This is a genomic window from Pseudomonas sp. E1MeOHC2 (assembly GCF_058745025.1).
Map to the genome: position 1 here is coordinate 3,346,475 of NZ_CP196675.1, position 14,618 is coordinate 3,361,092.

The 14,618-nt window shown below is 62.2% G+C and carries 13 protein-coding genes; 7 read left to right on the forward strand and 6 right to left on the reverse strand.

What is annotated here, in order from left to right:
• Positions 1-161: 161 nt before the first annotated feature.
• Positions 162-2,474: a TonB-dependent receptor gene (locus ACSSU5_RS15115; RefSeq protein WP_492559197.1), complete on the reverse strand. Its 2,313-nt coding sequence runs from the start codon at positions 2,472-2,474 to the stop codon at positions 162-164.
• Positions 2,475-2,695: 221 nt separating this feature from the next.
• Between ACSSU5_RS15115 and ACSSU5_RS15120 the strand changes: the two genes are divergently transcribed.
• Both ACSSU5_RS15120 and ACSSU5_RS15125 read left to right on the forward strand, forming a co-directional pair.
• Positions 2,696-3,376, forward strand: a complete 681-nt coding sequence (locus tag ACSSU5_RS15120; protein ID WP_264310201.1) for a Fe2+-dependent dioxygenase — start codon at positions 2,696-2,698, stop codon at positions 3,374-3,376.
• 3 nt (positions 3,377-3,379) lie between these two features.
• Positions 3,380-4,129 (forward strand): tetratricopeptide repeat protein, encoded by a 750-nt coding sequence (locus tag ACSSU5_RS15125; protein WP_492559198.1) that lies wholly within the window; start codon positions 3,380-3,382, stop codon positions 4,127-4,129.
• Between the two features lie 154 nt (positions 4,130-4,283).
• Here the strand turns inward: ACSSU5_RS15125 and ACSSU5_RS15130 are convergent, their stop codons facing one another.
• Positions 4,284-5,447 carry a type III PLP-dependent enzyme gene (locus ACSSU5_RS15130; protein WP_264310199.1) on the reverse strand — a complete coding sequence of 388 codons (1,164 nt, stop codon included), beginning with the start codon at positions 5,445-5,447 and terminating at the stop codon, positions 4,284-4,286.
• Between the two features lie 504 nt (positions 5,448-5,951).
• On the opposite strand from ACSSU5_RS15130, the gene ACSSU5_RS15135 reads away from it, so the two are divergent.
• From ACSSU5_RS15135 to ACSSU5_RS15145, 3 genes are all read left to right on the forward strand, one after another.
• Complete coding sequence (locus ACSSU5_RS15135) at positions 5,952-6,437, forward strand: RNA polymerase sigma factor (RefSeq protein ID WP_264310198.1); 486 nt, start codon at positions 5,952-5,954, stop codon at positions 6,435-6,437.
• A gap of 20 nt (positions 6,438-6,457) precedes the next feature.
• Positions 6,458-7,420: a FecR family protein gene (locus ACSSU5_RS15140; RefSeq protein ID WP_492559199.1), complete on the forward strand. Its 963-nt coding sequence runs from the start codon at positions 6,458-6,460 to the stop codon at positions 7,418-7,420.
• 108 nt (positions 7,421-7,528) lie between these two features.
• On the forward strand, positions 7,529-9,958 hold the full coding sequence (locus ACSSU5_RS15145) for a TonB-dependent siderophore receptor (RefSeq protein WP_492559200.1): 2,430 nt from the start codon (positions 7,529-7,531) through the stop codon (positions 9,956-9,958).
• 110 nt (positions 9,959-10,068) lie between these two features.
• Here ACSSU5_RS15145 and ACSSU5_RS15150 read toward each other — a convergent pair whose 3' ends face one another.
• From ACSSU5_RS15150 to ACSSU5_RS15165, 4 genes are read right to left on the reverse strand one after another with little or no spacing between them, the layout of a single operon-like run.
• The gene (locus ACSSU5_RS15150) at positions 10,069-11,226 is read right to left on the reverse strand and encodes an osmoprotectant ABC transporter ATP-binding protein OsmV (RefSeq protein ID WP_264310195.1); all 1,158 of its coding nucleotides are present in this window, start codon (positions 11,224-11,226) and stop codon (positions 10,069-10,071) included.
• Positions 11,223-11,876 (reverse strand): ABC transporter permease, encoded by a 654-nt coding sequence (locus tag ACSSU5_RS15155; protein WP_008090677.1) that lies wholly within the window; start codon positions 11,874-11,876, stop codon positions 11,223-11,225. The genes ACSSU5_RS15150 and ACSSU5_RS15155 overlap by 4 nt, the downstream gene beginning before the upstream one ends.
• Entirely contained in the window at positions 11,873-12,784 is a 912-nt protein-coding gene (locus tag ACSSU5_RS15160; RefSeq protein ID WP_492559201.1) for a glycine betaine ABC transporter substrate-binding protein, read from the reverse strand. Before ACSSU5_RS15160 ends, ACSSU5_RS15155 begins: the two co-directional genes overlap by 4 nt.
• A 13-nt stretch (positions 12,785-12,797) precedes the next feature.
• Positions 12,798-13,511, reverse strand: a complete 714-nt coding sequence (locus ACSSU5_RS15165) for an ABC transporter permease (RefSeq protein ID WP_264310193.1) — start codon at positions 13,509-13,511, stop codon at positions 12,798-12,800.
• A 572-nt stretch (positions 13,512-14,083) separates the two neighbouring features.
• Here ACSSU5_RS15165 and ACSSU5_RS15170 point away from each other — a divergent pair.
• Positions 14,084-14,257 (forward strand): type II toxin-antitoxin system RelE/ParE family toxin, encoded by a 174-nt coding sequence (locus tag ACSSU5_RS15170; RefSeq protein WP_492559202.1) that lies wholly within the window; start codon positions 14,084-14,086, stop codon positions 14,255-14,257.
• Positions 14,223-14,591, forward strand: coding sequence for a helix-turn-helix domain-containing protein (locus tag ACSSU5_RS15175; RefSeq protein WP_264310191.1), 369 nt, complete (start codon positions 14,223-14,225; stop codon positions 14,589-14,591). Before ACSSU5_RS15170 ends, ACSSU5_RS15175 begins: the two co-directional genes overlap by 35 nt.
• Positions 14,592-14,618: the final 27 nt, after the last annotated feature.

Sequence of the window (14,618 nt, forward strand, 5' to 3'; positions counted from 1 at the left end):
AATCATTGATACACACAAACCCTGTGGGAGCGGGCTTGCCCGCGAATGCGTCGGTGAATCCACCAACCCATTCGCGGGCAAGTCCGCTCCCACAGGGTCCTCGTTTGCAACCAAGATTGCAGGTGCATGCGCCGGTATCGGTCGGCGCATGCACCTTCACATCAGAAGTGAACGCTGGTGGTCAGCAGTGCGGTCCGGCCCGCCGCCTGGTTGGCGAAGTGGGTGGAGAACGCCTTGTCGTAGTACACCTCGTTGGTCAGGTTCTGCACGTTCAGCTGCAGGTCAACGTTTTTGGTCAGCTTGTAGGCGGCCATGGCGTCGTAGCGCACGTAGCTGTCGACCATGGTGGTGTTGGCCACGCTGCCGTACACGTCATCCACATAGAACGCGCCACCACCGATGGTCAGCTTCGGCGTGATCGAGTAGGTGGTCCACAGGCTTGCGCTGTTGTTTGGCGTGTTCGGCAGCTGGTTGCCATCGTTGGCCTTGCCCAGCGCGCCGCCGTCGATCTGGCGCGCCTGCATGTAGGTGTAGCCCGCGAATACTTGCCACTTATCGGTCAGCTTGCCGCTGGCCGACAGTTCGATGCCCTGCACGCGGGTTTCGCCGACGTTTTCGTAGGTGGTGGTGTCCACCTGGACGCGGGCGTTTTCCTTCTCGGTGCGGAACAGCGCGGCGGCCAGGGACAGGCGCTGGTCGAGCAGGTCCCACTTGGTGCCGATCTCGTAGTTGGTGGTTTCTTCCGGCTCCATGTCGCTGCTCAGCAGGTTGCCGGCGCGGTCGCTGGTGTTGCCCAGCGGGTTGCCTTCGGTACCTTCACCCAACATTGCGCCTGGTGGCGTAGCGGAGGTGGCATAGGAAACGTAGATGCTGCCGTTTTCAGCCGGCTTCCAGACCAGGCCCAGTTGGCCGGTGATGAACTCGCTGGTGTCACGGCCCTTGGAGGCAACGCCCTTGGTGTTCACCACGGTGGCGCCGGAGGCGTCGTAGGTGCGGTACTGGGTGTCGAAGTGGTCGTAACGCAGGCCCATGTTCAGCAGCCAGTCAGGCGTCAGCTCCAGGGTGTCGAAGACGTACAGGGCGCGGGTGTTGCTCTTGGTGTCGGTGCCCGCGTAGTTGCGTGCAATGCTGCCGTTCCAAGGATCGTCCGGGTTCGGGTTGCTCAGCGAGGTGCAGTTGTAGCCGCTGCTGGCGCCGATCATGCTCGGGGTGCAGTTGGTGTTTGCAGTACCGCCAGGCACGGTATCGGTATCGACGGTGTACGACGAACGCTTGCTCTCTTCCCGGCTCAGTTCGATGCCGGTGGAGAAGCTGTTCTTCATGCCGCCCACATAGAACTCGCCAAACAGGTCGGTCTGGTTGGTGGTGGTCGCAGTGTTACCCACACGGCTGTTGGCGCGGCGCCAGACGCTGCCGTTGTTGACGTTGCCCTTGCTGTCGTCAGGCTGGGTCAGGATGTAGTCCTGCATGCTGTTGCCGTGACGCAGGGTGTTCTTGATGGTCAGCGAGTCGGTCAGGTCGTGCTCGATCGCGAAGGTGGCGATGTCGACACGGCTCTTGCGGAAGTCACGGCCGGTCAGGCCGTAGAAGTTGTCGCTGTCGCCACCGTCGTTCGGCTTGCTTGGGTGCGCCGAAGTACGCGCGCCGCTGCCACCAGCAGGAATGGTGTACGGAATGCCCGAGTCTGGCAGGTCGTCGCTTTCCAAGTGGTAGTAGTCGAGGTTGACGCGGGTTGGGGTACCGAGGCCGAAGGCCAGGGACGGGGCGATGCCCCAGCGGTCGTAGTTGACCTTGTCGCGGCCGGCGACGTTGCTCTCGTGGGTCATCAGGTTGAGACGACCGGCAACCGTGTCGCTGAACTGGTAGTTGCCATCGAAGGTGTAGCGTTGGGTCTGGTCACTGCCCCAGGTCCAGGCGCCGTCGAGCGAGTTGCCCAGGTGCGCGCGCTTGCTCACCAGGTTGATGGTGCCGCCGGCGGCGCCGCGGCCACCGATGGCCGAGTTCGGGCCCTTGGCCACTTCCACCGACTCGATGGCGAAGATTTCGCGGGTTTGCGCGCCGGTATCACGCACGCCATCCAGGTAGGTGTCACCCTGGGCATCGAAGCCGCGGATGAACGGACGGTCACCTTGCGGGTTGCCGCCTTCACCGGCGCCAAAGGTGATGCCAGGTACAGTACGCAGGGCGTCCTGCAGGCTGAGGGCGTTGGTGTCCTTGATGACCTGCTGCGGGATCACCGTGACCGAGCGCGGTGTGTCTACCAGCGGCGCGGTGTACTTTTGCGACGAAGCCTTCTCGACCTTGTAATCGGTGCTGGCCTGTTCGGCCTTGCCGTTGACGCTGGTGGCGTCCAGGGTGACGGCGCTGTTGGCGGCAGGCTCGGCAGCGTAGGCGGTCGAGGCAGTGATGGCGACGCCGATGGCGGTCACGATCAGGCGTGGTGAACTCACAGCAGATGGCACGTAGTGACGCATTGGTAAGGACCTTCCCCAAGGTGATAAGGCGCCGGATCTTAATGTAAGCAATTGTGACTAACAATTGAGAGTCGTTACCATTCGTGAAGAATTTACAATCTTTACAGTTTGCCCTTACGGTTTTCGACGGCTGAAACGTCTTAAGCGGCAAATGGGGCTTGTGGTATGTAAAAGGGAATCAATATCATTGACGCCTTTACAGTTGCCCAGGTGCCGCCGCCATGCTGCTTCACATCCCCGGCCTGTTCGATGCCGACGAACTCACGCGTATCCGCGAGGCCCTGGAGCAGGCCGACTGGGCCGACGGCAAGGTCACGGCGGGCTATCAATCGGCCAAGGCCAAGCACAACCTGCAGTTGCCAGAAGGCCATGCGCTGGCCAAAGAACTGGGTAGCGCGCTGATCGACCGCCTGTGGAACACCCCGCGCTTCATGTCGGCAGCGTTGCCACACAAGGTCTTTCCACCGCTGATCAACTGCTACCGCGAAGGTGGCAACTTCGGCTTCCACATCGACAATGCCCTGCGCCAGCCCAAGGGCAGCCCGGAGCGCGTGCGTACCGACCTGTCCTCGACGCTGTTCCTCAGCGACCCGGACAGTTACGACGGCGGCGAACTGGTGATCCAGGACACCTACGGCGTGCAGCAGGTGAAGCTGGCGGCCGGTGACCTGGTGCTGTACCCCGGCACCAGTTTGCACAAGGTCAACCCGGTAACCCGCGGCCAGCGCTATGCTGCGTTTTTCTGGACACAAAGCCTGGTGCGCGAGGACAGCCAGCGGGCGCTGTTGTTCGAGATGGACAATGCCATCCAGCAACTCACCGCCGATGTGCCTGATCACCCCTCGCTGCTGCAGTTGACGGGGACCTACCACAACCTGCTGCGCCGCTGGGCCGAGGTCTGAACCGTGTCATACCCGTTGCGTCGTGAGGAAGTGGTGGATGTTGCAGGCCTCAAGGCCATGCTCGAAGACAGCCCCGGCAAGGCCGCCCAGGCGATTCTGGCCGCGGCGGGGCAGGGTGCGCTCGAGGCGCAGTTGTTGCTTGGGCAGATCCTGCTGGATGGGCGTGGAATCCAAGAGGATGCCACCGTCGCCCGGCGTTGGTTCGGCATCGCTGCACAAGGTGGCAGTGCCATGGCGCACAACATGCTCGGGCGTTGCCTGGAGCATGGTTGGGGCGGCGAGGTGAGTTTGCCGCAGGCTGCCGTTCACTATGCCCGCGCGGCCGATGCCGGGTTGGATTGGGGCCTGTATAACCTGGGCAACCTGCTGGCGACCGGGCGTGGGGTGCCAGCCAATCAGGTGCAGGCACTGATGTGCTACGAGAAGGCTGCGCAGTTGGGGCATGCTAAGTCGATGAACCTGTATGGGCGTTATCTGGAGCAGGGCATTGCTACGGCGCCCAGCCCGGCGCGGGCGGTGCGCTGGTATCGGCGCTCGGCCGAGGCGGGGGATTTCCGTGGAATGTTCAGCCTGGCGCTGGTGCTGGTCGAGCGCGGGCAGACGGCCGAGGCGGGGCCTTGGCTGGAGCGGGCGCGGGTTGAGGGGAATGTGAATTTTCTGCGCAGTGCAGTGGCTACATTGCGGGGGGCTGGGCCTTTGCTGGCGGGGTATGCAGCGGGGTATGCCGAGGAGCTCGAACAGCGCGAGGATTGATCACTACAGTGCTGGCTTCTTCGCGGGCAAGCCCGCTCCCACAGGATTTTTGACAGGCCTGAGAGTCGCGCCATACCTGTGGGAGCGGGCTTGCCCGCGAAGAGCGGCACAAGCCAGCACACATGAAAACGGGGCCTTGCGGCCCCGTTGTTCATTACAGGTAGTAAGCCTTCAGCGGCGGGAAGCCGTTGAATTCCACCGCGCTGTAGCTGGTGGTGTAGGCACCGGTGGACAGCCAGTACAGGCGGTCACCGATGGCCAGGTTCAGCGGCAGGCCATACTTGTAGTGCTCGTACATGATGTCGGCGCTGTCGCAAGTCGGGCCGGCGATGACCACTTCTTCCATCTCGCCCTTCTTTTCGGTCCAGATCGGGAACTTGATGGACTCGTCCATGGTTTCGATCAGGCCGGAGAACTTGCCCACGTCGGTGTACACCCAACGCTCGACCGCAGTGCGCGACTTGCGCGCCACCAGCACCACTTCACTGACCAGGATACCGGCGTTGGCGATCAGCGAACGGCCAGGTTCCAGGATGATTTCCGGCAGGTCGTCACCGAAGTCTTCCTTCAGGAAGCGGATGATCTCTTCGGCGTAGGTTTCGAGGCTGTTGGTACGGGTGATGTAGTTGGCCGGGAAGCCACCACCCATGTTGATCAGCTTCAGCTCGATGCCGTCTTCTTCCTTCAGGCGCTCGAAGATCACTTTGACCTTGGCGATGGCCGCGTCCCAGACGCTGATGTCGCGCTGCTGGGAACCGACGTGGAAGGAAATACCGTATGGCACCAGGCCCAGGTCGCGGGCGAGGATCAGCAGGTCCATGGCCATGTCGGTCTGGCAGCCGAACTTGCGCGACAGAGGCCAGTCGGCAGTGGTGGAGCCTTCGGTGAGGATACGCACGTAAACCTTGGAGCCCGGCGCTGCCTTGGCGATGTTGCGCAGGTCGGCTTCCGAGTCGGTGGCAAACAGGCGCACGCCCTTCTCATAGAAGTAGCGGATGTCCTTGGACTTCTTGATGGTGTTGCCGTAGCTGATGCGGTCGGCGCTGACACCACGGTCCATCACTTTGTCCAGCTCGTAGATCGAGGCGATGTCGAAGCTCGAACCTTTCTCTTTGAGCAGGTCGATGATCTCGACCGCCGGGTTGGCCTTGACCGCGTAGTAAACCTTGGCAAATTCGAAACCGGCGCGCAGGTCGTCATAGGCCTGGCTGATCATCTGGGTATCGATGAGTACGAACGGGGTTTCTTGCTTGTCGGCGAACGCCTTCATTTTCTGGAAGGTGTCACGTGCGAAATAGTCTTCGACCTGGATCGACATGCTCAGGGACTCCATGGGCAAACTGAAAAGATAAGTGGCTGCAAACTGAACGTCCTCCGTATCCCCACTTTGGTTCGCCTACTCAGTACTTGAGCCGGATGGATCGTTTCCAGCATGGACGTTCGGCGCGCACTTTAGGGCGTGAAGAATGCAAGATCAACAGGCAATCCGGGCGTGTTCGTCGTGGATTGAGGCCCCATCGTTTGAATAACCGACTCGTGTGACCGGCAGATGTTCCCTGGGATGTTTCAAGCGTTAAATATTGTGGAAGGACCCTGTCGGCCTCTTCGCGGGCAAGCCCGCTCCCACAGGCTTTGCATGGCTTATGTGGGAGCGGGCTTGCCCGCGAAAAGGCGCAAGGTGTTCATATTTATGGCCACACGCTTCAGGTACTTCCGTCCATGAAATCCGCAAAAATTTTTTGTTACCGACTGGCGGATTTGCCGATTTTGATGAGAAACATTACTATTCGCACCCATCTCTGCCTCCCTGACGACCCCGACCGTGTCTGGACCCAAAGGCTTCCTCGACCACTACCATGAGCTGATCGGCACCTGGACGCGCAAGCTGCGCAGTCGTCAGCAGGCCGAGGACCTCACCCACGATGCCTTCGTCAGGGTTCTGGAAAACCCCCGCGAGCAGGTCGAGCAGCCACGCGCCTACCTTCACCAGACGGCGCGCAACATTGCCGTGGACGGTTTTCGCCGCGAAGACCGGCGCCAGGCGCTGGAGCTGGAAGCCTTTGACCAAAGCGCCGCCAGCAACGGCGACCCTGAAGCCTACGTCCATGCCCTGGAACTTGCTGACAGCGTGGAGCGGGCGCTGGCCGAGCTGCCACTCAACTGCCGTCGAGTGTTCATCTGGCAGAAGCTCGAAGGCCTGACCCAGGCCGAGATTGCCGAGCGGATGGGGTTGAGCAAGAACATGGTCGAAAAGTATATGATCCGCACGCTCCGACACCTGCGTGAACAGCTGGACGTGTCGGCATGATGAGTCAGGAGACCTTTTCGATGAAACAGCACGGGGCCGATACCGTCCGCGAGCAGGCGGCCGAATGGTTCGCCCGCGTGCAGGATGCGCCGCGGGATGCCGGGCTGCTGGCGCGCTTGCAAGGGTGGCTGGAGGCAGACCCTCGACATCGTGAAGAATATGAGCAGCTTTCCAGCCTTTGGCGCGCCGCCGACTTCATTCCGCGCCAGCGCCTCGACGCGCTGTGCCAACCTGAGCCGGTCCAGCAATTGCCACGGCGGCGCGTCATGCGCCAGGCGCTGGCGGCCGGGGTGGCGGTGGTTGCCCTGGGGTTGGGGTGGAGTGGCTGGCAGTACCAGCGCCTCAACCACCAAGACCAGTTGCAGACCGCCTTCGGCGAGCGCCGCCAGGTCGAACTGCCGGACGGCTCGCAGCTGGCGCTCAACGGTGGTACGCAACTGCAGGTCGATTTCAGCGCCGGGCGGCGGCACATTCAGCTTGATGCGGGCGAAGCGATGTTCATCGTCGCCCATGACAGCAGCCGCCCGTTCGTGGTCGATACCGCCCAGGGCAGCGTGACCGTCACCGGTACCCGCTTCGATGTGCGCCTGGACCCTGGTGCCACCCGCGTGGCAGTGGAGCAAGGTTCGGTACGTGTGCAGGGCAAGGATACTTCGCTGGCGCAACTGACGGCCGGCCTGGGCGCGCATATAGATGCACAAGGTAACGTGGCGGCGCCTTACGCGGTGAACGCCGCTGCGCTGACCGCCTGGCGCCAGGGCAAGCTGGTGTTCGACAACGCAACGCTGGCCGATGTGGTGACCGAAGCTTCGCGCTACCGCACCCAGCCACTGCGCGTAGCCCCCGGCAAGGTGGCGCAAATGCGCCTGTCCAGTACCTTCAGCACCGACGACACCGATGCGCTGCTGCGGGCCTTGCCGAGCATCCTGCCGGTGGCCATCAAGGCCCATGCAGACGGCTCTCGCGAAATTATCGCGAAATAGATTCAGGTTTTTTTCAGCTCGTTCGTCTTCCTCGCCAGCTGCAACTGCCAAGCATTTACATTTGCATGCGGTTGGCGTTTATCCCGAACTTCAGGATGTCTTGACGACGTGAATAACAACAAGCCCTTCCCACGCTTGCGCGCCCTGGCGCTGGCCCTCGCGGTCAGTGCCGTGGCCGTCAACAGCCACGCCGAACAGGCAGGCGCTGCAATCCAGATCCAGGCGCAACCGTTGGCTTCGGCGCTGAGCCAACTGGGCCAGCAGACCAACCTGCAGCTGTTCTACAGCCCAGAGCTGGTAGCCGGCAAACAGGCGCCGGCGGTGTCCGGCAACCTGGCGCCGGTGCAGGCGCTGCAGCAGTTGCTGCAAGGCAGCGGGCTGACCTTCGAGATGTCCCAGGACACCGTAGTGGTAAAGCCGCTGCCGACCACCCTTGACCTGGGCAGCGGTAGCCTGGAACTGGCGCCAACCGACATCAAGGTGGTCGGCGACTGGCTGGGCGATGCCGACCAGGCCGTGGTGCAGAACCACCCGGGTGCGCGCACCGTGGTACGTCGCGAGGCCATGGTGGAAAAGGGCGCGATGAATGTGCGCGACGTGCTGCGTGGCATCCCCGGCGTGCAGGTGCAGGACTCCAACGGCACCGGTGGCAGTGACCTGTCGCTGAACGTTGGCGTGCGTGGCCTGACCTCGCGGCTGTCGCCACGCTCGACCGTGCTGATTGACGGCATTCCTGCCGCCTTCGCCCCCTATGGCCAACCGCAGCTGTCGATGGCGCCGATCTCCTCGGGTAACCTCGACAGCATCGACGTGGTGCGCGGCGCCGGTTCCGTACGCTATGGCCCGCAGAACGTCGGCGGGGTGATCAACTTCGTCACCCGGGCCATCCCGCAGAAAGCCTCGGCAGCGCTTTCCACCACCCTGGAAACCTCGCAGCACGGTGGTTGGAAACACACCGAATCGGCCTTCGTCGGCGGCACCGCCGACAACGGCATGGGCGTCGCGCTGTTGTATACCGGGGTGAACGGCAACGGCTACCGCGAGAGCAATAACGGCAACGACATCGACGACGTCATCCTCAAGACCCACTGGGCGCCGACCGACGTCGATGAGTTCTGGCTCAACTTCCATTACTACGATGGCCGTGCCGACATGCCCGGTGGCCTGACCCAGGCGCAGTACGACAGCAATCCGTACCAGTCGCTGCGTGACTACGACTACTTCGCTGGCCGGCGCAAGGATGTGTCGTTCAAATGGCAACGCCAGCTCGACGACGCTACCCAGTTCGAAGTGCTGACCTACTACACCGACAGCTTTCGCGGCAGCGCCATCGCCTCGCGGGACATGAAGACCCTGTCGTCGTACCCGCGCAACTACCACACCTTCGCCATCGAGCCACGGGTGTCGCGGATCTTCTTCGCCGGCCCGACCACCCAGGAAGTCAGTGTTGGCTACCGCTACCTCAAAGAAGCCATGCGCGAGCAGTCCACTCGCCTGGCGTTGATCGACAACGTACCGACGCCCACCCCGACCTCCGACGGCCATGTGTTCCAGGACCGCAGCGGCGGCACCGAGGCCAGCGCCTACTACATCGATGACAAGATCGATGTCGGCAACTGGACCATCACCCCGGGCATCCGCTTCGAGCACATCAACACCGACTGGCGCGACCGCCCGGTGCTGGACGCCAACAACCGTCCGGTGGCGGAGAAGAAACGCAGCATCACCAGCAACGAGCCGTTGCCAGCGCTGAGTGTGATGTACCACATTTCCGATGCCTGGAAGGTGTTCGCCAACTACGAGACCTCGTTTGGCAGCCTGCAGTACTTCCAGTTGGGCCAGGGCGGCACCGGCAACAGCACGGCCAACGGCCTGGAGCCGGAAAAGGCCAAGACCTACGAAATTGGTACGCGGTATGACAACGGCGGCTTCGCCGGTGAGCTGACGGCGTTCTACATCGACTTCGATGATGAGCTGCAGTACATCAGCAACGATGTCGGCTGGACCAACCTGGGCGCCACCCAGCACCAGGGCATCGAGGCCTCGGTGCGCTATGACCTGGCCGGGCTGGACCCGCGTCTGGAAGGCCTGTCGGTCAATGGCGGCTACACCTACACCCGCGCTACGTACGAAGGCGAGATTCCAGGCTTCAAGGGCCGCGATTTGCCGTTCTACTCACGCCAGGTGGCCACTGCCGGTGTGCGCTATGAGATCAACCACTGGACCTGGAACCTGGACGCCTACGCCCAATCCAAGCAGCGCGCGCCGGGTACCGGGATCAATGCCGATGGCAGCTTCAACGGCGACTACATCACCGAGCCGAGCGCCGATGGGCAGTATGGCGACATTCCGGGTTACGTGACCTGGCATGCCCGTGGCGGGTATGACTTCGGGCCGAAGCTGTCCAACCTGAAGCTGGCGGCGGGGGTGAAGAACCTGTTCGACAAGCAGTACTTCACCCGCTCCAGTGATAACAATGCCGGCATTTATGTGGGTGAGCCGCGGACCTTCTATGTGCAGGCCAGTGTAGGGTTCTGATACCGCATCCCCTTCTTCGCGGGCAAGCCCGCTCCCACAGGCTTTGCGCTGCGCAGAACCTGTGGGAGCGGGCTTGCCCCGCGAATGGGGCGCAAAGCGCCCCCAGCTTTCTAGGAAACCACCGCCTCAGCCGGCGAAACGATACTGGTCTTCGCCCCCCGCGATCGCCCCGAGCTCAAGTAAGCCGCAATCGACTCCTGCGTCACCTCGCCCAAAAACACCTGCTCGGCATCCAGCACCGGCAACCACGCCCGATTGAACTCGTACATCCGCGACAACAGGATGCGCAAATGCTCATCGTGCGAAGCCGTGGCATTGAACGGGCGCAGGAAGTCGCCACAGGTCCCTTGCTGGCGATGCATGTCGCGCCGGCGCACATACCCCAGCGCCTTGTTCTGCGCGTCGGTTACTACCACATAGCGGCGGTCGTGCTCGTCCAGCAGCTCCAGCGCATCGCTCACCGGTGTTTCCGGGCTCACCGACGGCGCGTTGTCCGCCGCATCTTCGGCGCGTACCAGCAGCAGGCGTTTCAGCGTGCTGTCCTGGCCGACGAAGTTGCTCACGAAATCATCCACCGGGTGTGCCAGCAAGGTGTCCGGGTGGTCCAGCTGCAGCAGCTTGCCGGCGCGGAAGATGGCGATCTTGTCGCCTAGCTTGATCGCTTCGTCGATGTCGTGGCTGACCATGATCACGGTCTTGTTCAACGCCCGCTGCATCTCGAAGAACTCGTTCTGGATCATCTCGCGGTTGATCGGGTCGACCGCACCGAACGGCTCGTCCATCAACAGCACCGGGGCCTCGGCCGCCAGCGCGCGGATCACGCCGATGCGCTGCTGCTGGCCGCCGGACAGCTCGCGCGGGTAGCGCTGCAAGTACTGCTTGGGTTCGAGCTTGATCATGTGCATCAGCTCACGGGCGCGGTCGTGGCACTTCTGCTTGTCCCAGCCGAGCAGGCGCGGGACCACGGTGATGTTCTCTTCGATGGTCATGTTGGGGAACAGGCCGATCTGCTGGATCACATAGCCGATGTGGCGGCGAAGGGTCACTTCGTCCAGCGCGCTGGTGTCTTCGCCATTGATGAACACCTGGCCGGAGGTCGGCGTGATCAGGCGGTTGATCATCTTCAGCGTGGTGCTTTTGCCACAGCCCGAGGGGCCGAGGAACACGCAGATTTCGCCTTCGTTGACAGTCAGGCTGACGGCGTCCACGGCTTTGACATCCTTGCCGTTGACGTTGAAGGTTTTGCTGAGGTTCTTGAGTTCGATCATGAGCGCAGTCCTTCTGGAGTCAGGGCACGTTGCAGGGTTTGCAGGAGCAGGTCGGCGATGATCGCCAGGAGGCTGACCAGCACGGCGCCGACCAGCAGCATCGACATGTCGCTGCGGCTGATGGAGGTGAGGATAAGCACACCCAGGCCGCCGGCACCGATGGTCGCGGCAATGGTCATCACGCCGATGTTCATCACCACGGCAGTGCGCACACCGGCAAGGATCACCGGCACCGCGATGGGCAGCTCGACCATGCGCAGGCGCTGGCCGAAGGTCATGCCGATGCCGCGTGCGGCTTCACGGATGCCGGGCTCGACGTTGGTCAGCGCCAGGTAGGTGTTGCGCAGGATCGGCAGCAGCGAATAAAGGAACACCGCAGTGATCGCCGGCAGCGGGCCAAGGCCCTGGCCGAACTTGGAATAGAACGGCAGCAGCAGGCCGAACAGGGCGATCGACGGGATGGTCAACAGCACCGTGGCACTGGCTTGCAGGGGGCCGGCGACGGCCGGAAAGCGGGTCATCAGGATGCCCAGTGGCACGCCGACGAGGATCGCCAGGCTGACGGCGATGCCCACCAGCATGATGTGCTGCCAGGTCAGCTGCAGGACCTGGGCCCAGTCGAGGTGGGCGAAGGTGTCGAGCAGGCTCATGGCTGTACCTCCTTCAGAGGGTGTTCACGCAGGAAGGCTGCGGCCACCGCGGTCGGGTTCTGGTGTTCGACGTCGACCTTGGCGTTGAGCTGGCGCATGGTCTCGTCATCGAGTTGCTCGGCCAGCGGTTTGAGCAGGGGGGCCAGTTGCGGGTTGGCGTCGAGCACGGCCTTGCGCACCACCGGGGCGGCGGTGTAGTCGGGGAAGTAGTGCTTGTCGTCGTTCAGCAGCTTGAGGTTGAACGCGCTCAGACGGCCGTCGGTGGTGTAGACCAGGCCGGCGAATACCTGGTTGTTGCGCATGGCGGTGTACACCAGGCCGCCGTCCATCTGGCGGATGTTGCGCCGGTCCAGCGGCAACCCGTACAGCTCACGCAGGCCTACCAGGCCATCGGGGCGGTTGGCGAACTCGGTGTCCAGGGCCACCAGATGGGGGCGGTCGCTCTCGTCACGTAGCACCCGGTTGAGGTCGCTGATCGAGTTGACCTGTGGGTAGGCTTCGGCAACGTGCGGGGGCAGGCCCAGGGCATAGGTGTTGCTGAAGTTCGATGGCGTCAGCCAGATCAGGCCCTTCTTCGCATCCAGTGCCTTGACCTTGGCGTAGGTGGCCTCGGCGTTGGGCATGCGCTCGTCGATGTGGTTGTAGGACACCAGCGACACACCGGTGTATTCCCACATCAGGTCGAGCTGGCCGGTTTCCTGGGCCTGGCGGGCGATGCTGCTGCCAAGGCCGGTGGTCACGCGCACGTCAAAGCCGTTGGCGCGCAGGTACTGGGCGGTGATTTCGGCGAGCACGGTCTGTTCGGTGAACACCCGCGCACCGATGCGAATCAGCGGTTTGTCCGCTGCCTGGGCAAAACCTGCGAACAGCAGGGCCGCGCCCAGCAGCAAGGCGATTCTCTTTTTCATACGTTCCCTCGTTTTATTGGGCCAGGCCACGTTCCAGCCAGCGCTTGCTGGAGAAGCTCACCAGGGCGTCGAGCAACAGTGCCAGCAGCGCCGTACAGGCGGCGCCCAGCAGTAGCTGTGGCTGGTTGTTCAGGGCAATGCCAGGGAAAATCAGGCTGCCCAGGCTGTTGGCGCCGATCAAAAACGCCAGGGGCGCAGTACCCACGTTCAGCGCCAGTGCAACGCGCACGCCGCCGACGATGATCGGTACGGCATTGGGCAGCTCCACTTGCCACAGTTGCTGGCGCGGGGTCATGCCGATGCCGGTGGCGGCTTCCTTGAGCGAGGCGGGGACGTTTTTAAGGCCCTCGTAGGTGTTGCGCACGATGGGCAGGAGGGAGGCGAGGAACAGCGCGAAGATCGCGGGCCCGGCGCCGATGCCCAGGATACTGAGCGCGATGGCCAGAACGGCCAGAGGGGGGATGGTGTTGCCAACGTTGAAAAACTGCATGAAGCGTTCGGCTTTGTCGACCCGGTGCGGTCGACTTAACGCAATGCCAGCGGGGATGCCCACGGCCAACGCCGCCGCCATCGAAGCCAGCACCAGTACCAGGTGCGCTTGCAGGTAGAACCCAAGATCGTCGCGGTAACGCGCGATTGTGTCAGTGCCGATCCAGTGGATCAGCAGGGCCAGGATGACGAGCACGGTGGCGCATCCCAACAGCCCTTTTCCGTAGCGTGTAGCCACAGGCGGACTCCTTGTGTAGTCGGCGAGCACACTCTCTTTTTGGCCGGCCATACCTGGCAGCGAGTGGTGTGTTCGCGAGTAGCAGCGTGAAGCAACCGAAGGCTGCGATCAGGCCATGAGCCGAACCCCGTCGGGCCCGAAAATGCTGATGAAACCAGTCCCCAAGCGAAGCGGGTTGCAGGGGAGTGGACGTCTCCGTGGGCGTAAAGGTTCCCATCTGAGGCGGCATTTGGCCAGTGTTAATCACTGGAGGTATCGAATGTTCGTACGAAAAAACAGCGCAATTCCTCGCTAAAGGCGTTGGATTACCTGCTATCAAGCGATTTGCACGAGAGGCAATATCTCCGCTGAAATTAACTCAATATTCACTTGAGGGAATATTCCTTCGGAGGTATGTTGGCCGTGTGGTCTATAGGGATGTGCATGGAATTCATGGTCGAGTTCGAGCAATTGGCCGATGAAGTACAGGACGAATTGCTGTCCCAACTTCAACTGCTTGAACGCCGAGGCCCTGCTCTTGGGAGACCTCGTGTGGATACCCTGAATGGCTCGAAGCACTCGAACATGAAGAGTTGCGTTTCAGCGCCGATGGCGGTGTTTGGCGAGTCGCGTTCGCGTTCGACAAGACACGTTGTGCGCTTCTGTTGGTTGCGGGTGATAAAGCCGGCATCAGTCAGCATAGGTTTTACCGAAGCCTGATCGAGCGTGCCGATGAGCGCTTTGATCGACACCTGTCCAGAGGTTGAAAACATGTACAAGACACTTGAAGAGGTGATGAGCGAGCTTTCTCCTGAGCGCAGAGCGAGAGTCGAAAAGCGCGGCCGTGAACTTATCCGCGAAGAAATGACGCTTCAGGCGCTGCGCAAGCAGCTTGAGATCACTCAGGAAGGGATGGCGGAGCGTCTCGACGTGCGTCAGGGGAACGTTTCGAAGGTTGAAAATCGCAGTGATATGTTGATCTCCACCCTGCGAACGTATCTGGAAGCCATGGGCGGTAGGCTGGAGTTGGTGGTTCATTTGCCGGGACGCGCGCCGGTCACAATCGAGGGTTTTACTGAGGACCCGGTTTCACACGTCTGATTTTCCAGCGGCGCGATAAGAGGGGGG

What these genes read in the sequence shown, in the direction of transcription:
- ACSSU5_RS15120 (WP_264310201.1), top strand. Translation starts at nt 2,696, where the DNA reads ATGCTGCTTCACATCCCCGGCCTGTTCGATGCCGACGAACTCACGCGT.
- ACSSU5_RS15175 (WP_264310191.1), top strand. Translation starts at nt 14,223, where the DNA reads ATGAGCGCTTTGATCGACACCTGTCCAGAGGTTGAAAACATGTACAAG.
- ACSSU5_RS15150 (WP_264310195.1), bottom strand. Translation starts at nt 11,226, where the DNA reads ATGATCGAACTCAAGAACCTCAGCAAAACCTTCAACGTCAACGGCAAG.
- ACSSU5_RS15160 (WP_492559201.1), bottom strand. Translation starts at nt 12,784, where the DNA reads ATGAAAAAGAGAATCGCCTTGCTGCTGGGCGCGGCCCTGCTGTTCGCA.
- ACSSU5_RS15155 (WP_008090677.1), bottom strand. Translation starts at nt 11,876, where the DNA reads ATGAGCCTGCTCGACACCTTCGCCCACCTCGACTGGGCCCAGGTCCTG.
- ACSSU5_RS15130 (WP_264310199.1), bottom strand. Translation starts at nt 5,447, where the DNA reads ATGTCGATCCAGGTCGAAGACTATTTCGCACGTGACACCTTCCAGAAA.
- ACSSU5_RS15140 (WP_492559199.1), top strand. Translation starts at nt 6,458, where the DNA reads ATGAAACAGCACGGGGCCGATACCGTCCGCGAGCAGGCGGCCGAATGG.
- ACSSU5_RS15115 (WP_492559197.1), bottom strand. Translation starts at nt 2,474, where the DNA reads ATGCGTCACTACGTGCCATCTGCTGTGAGTTCACCACGCCTGATCGTG.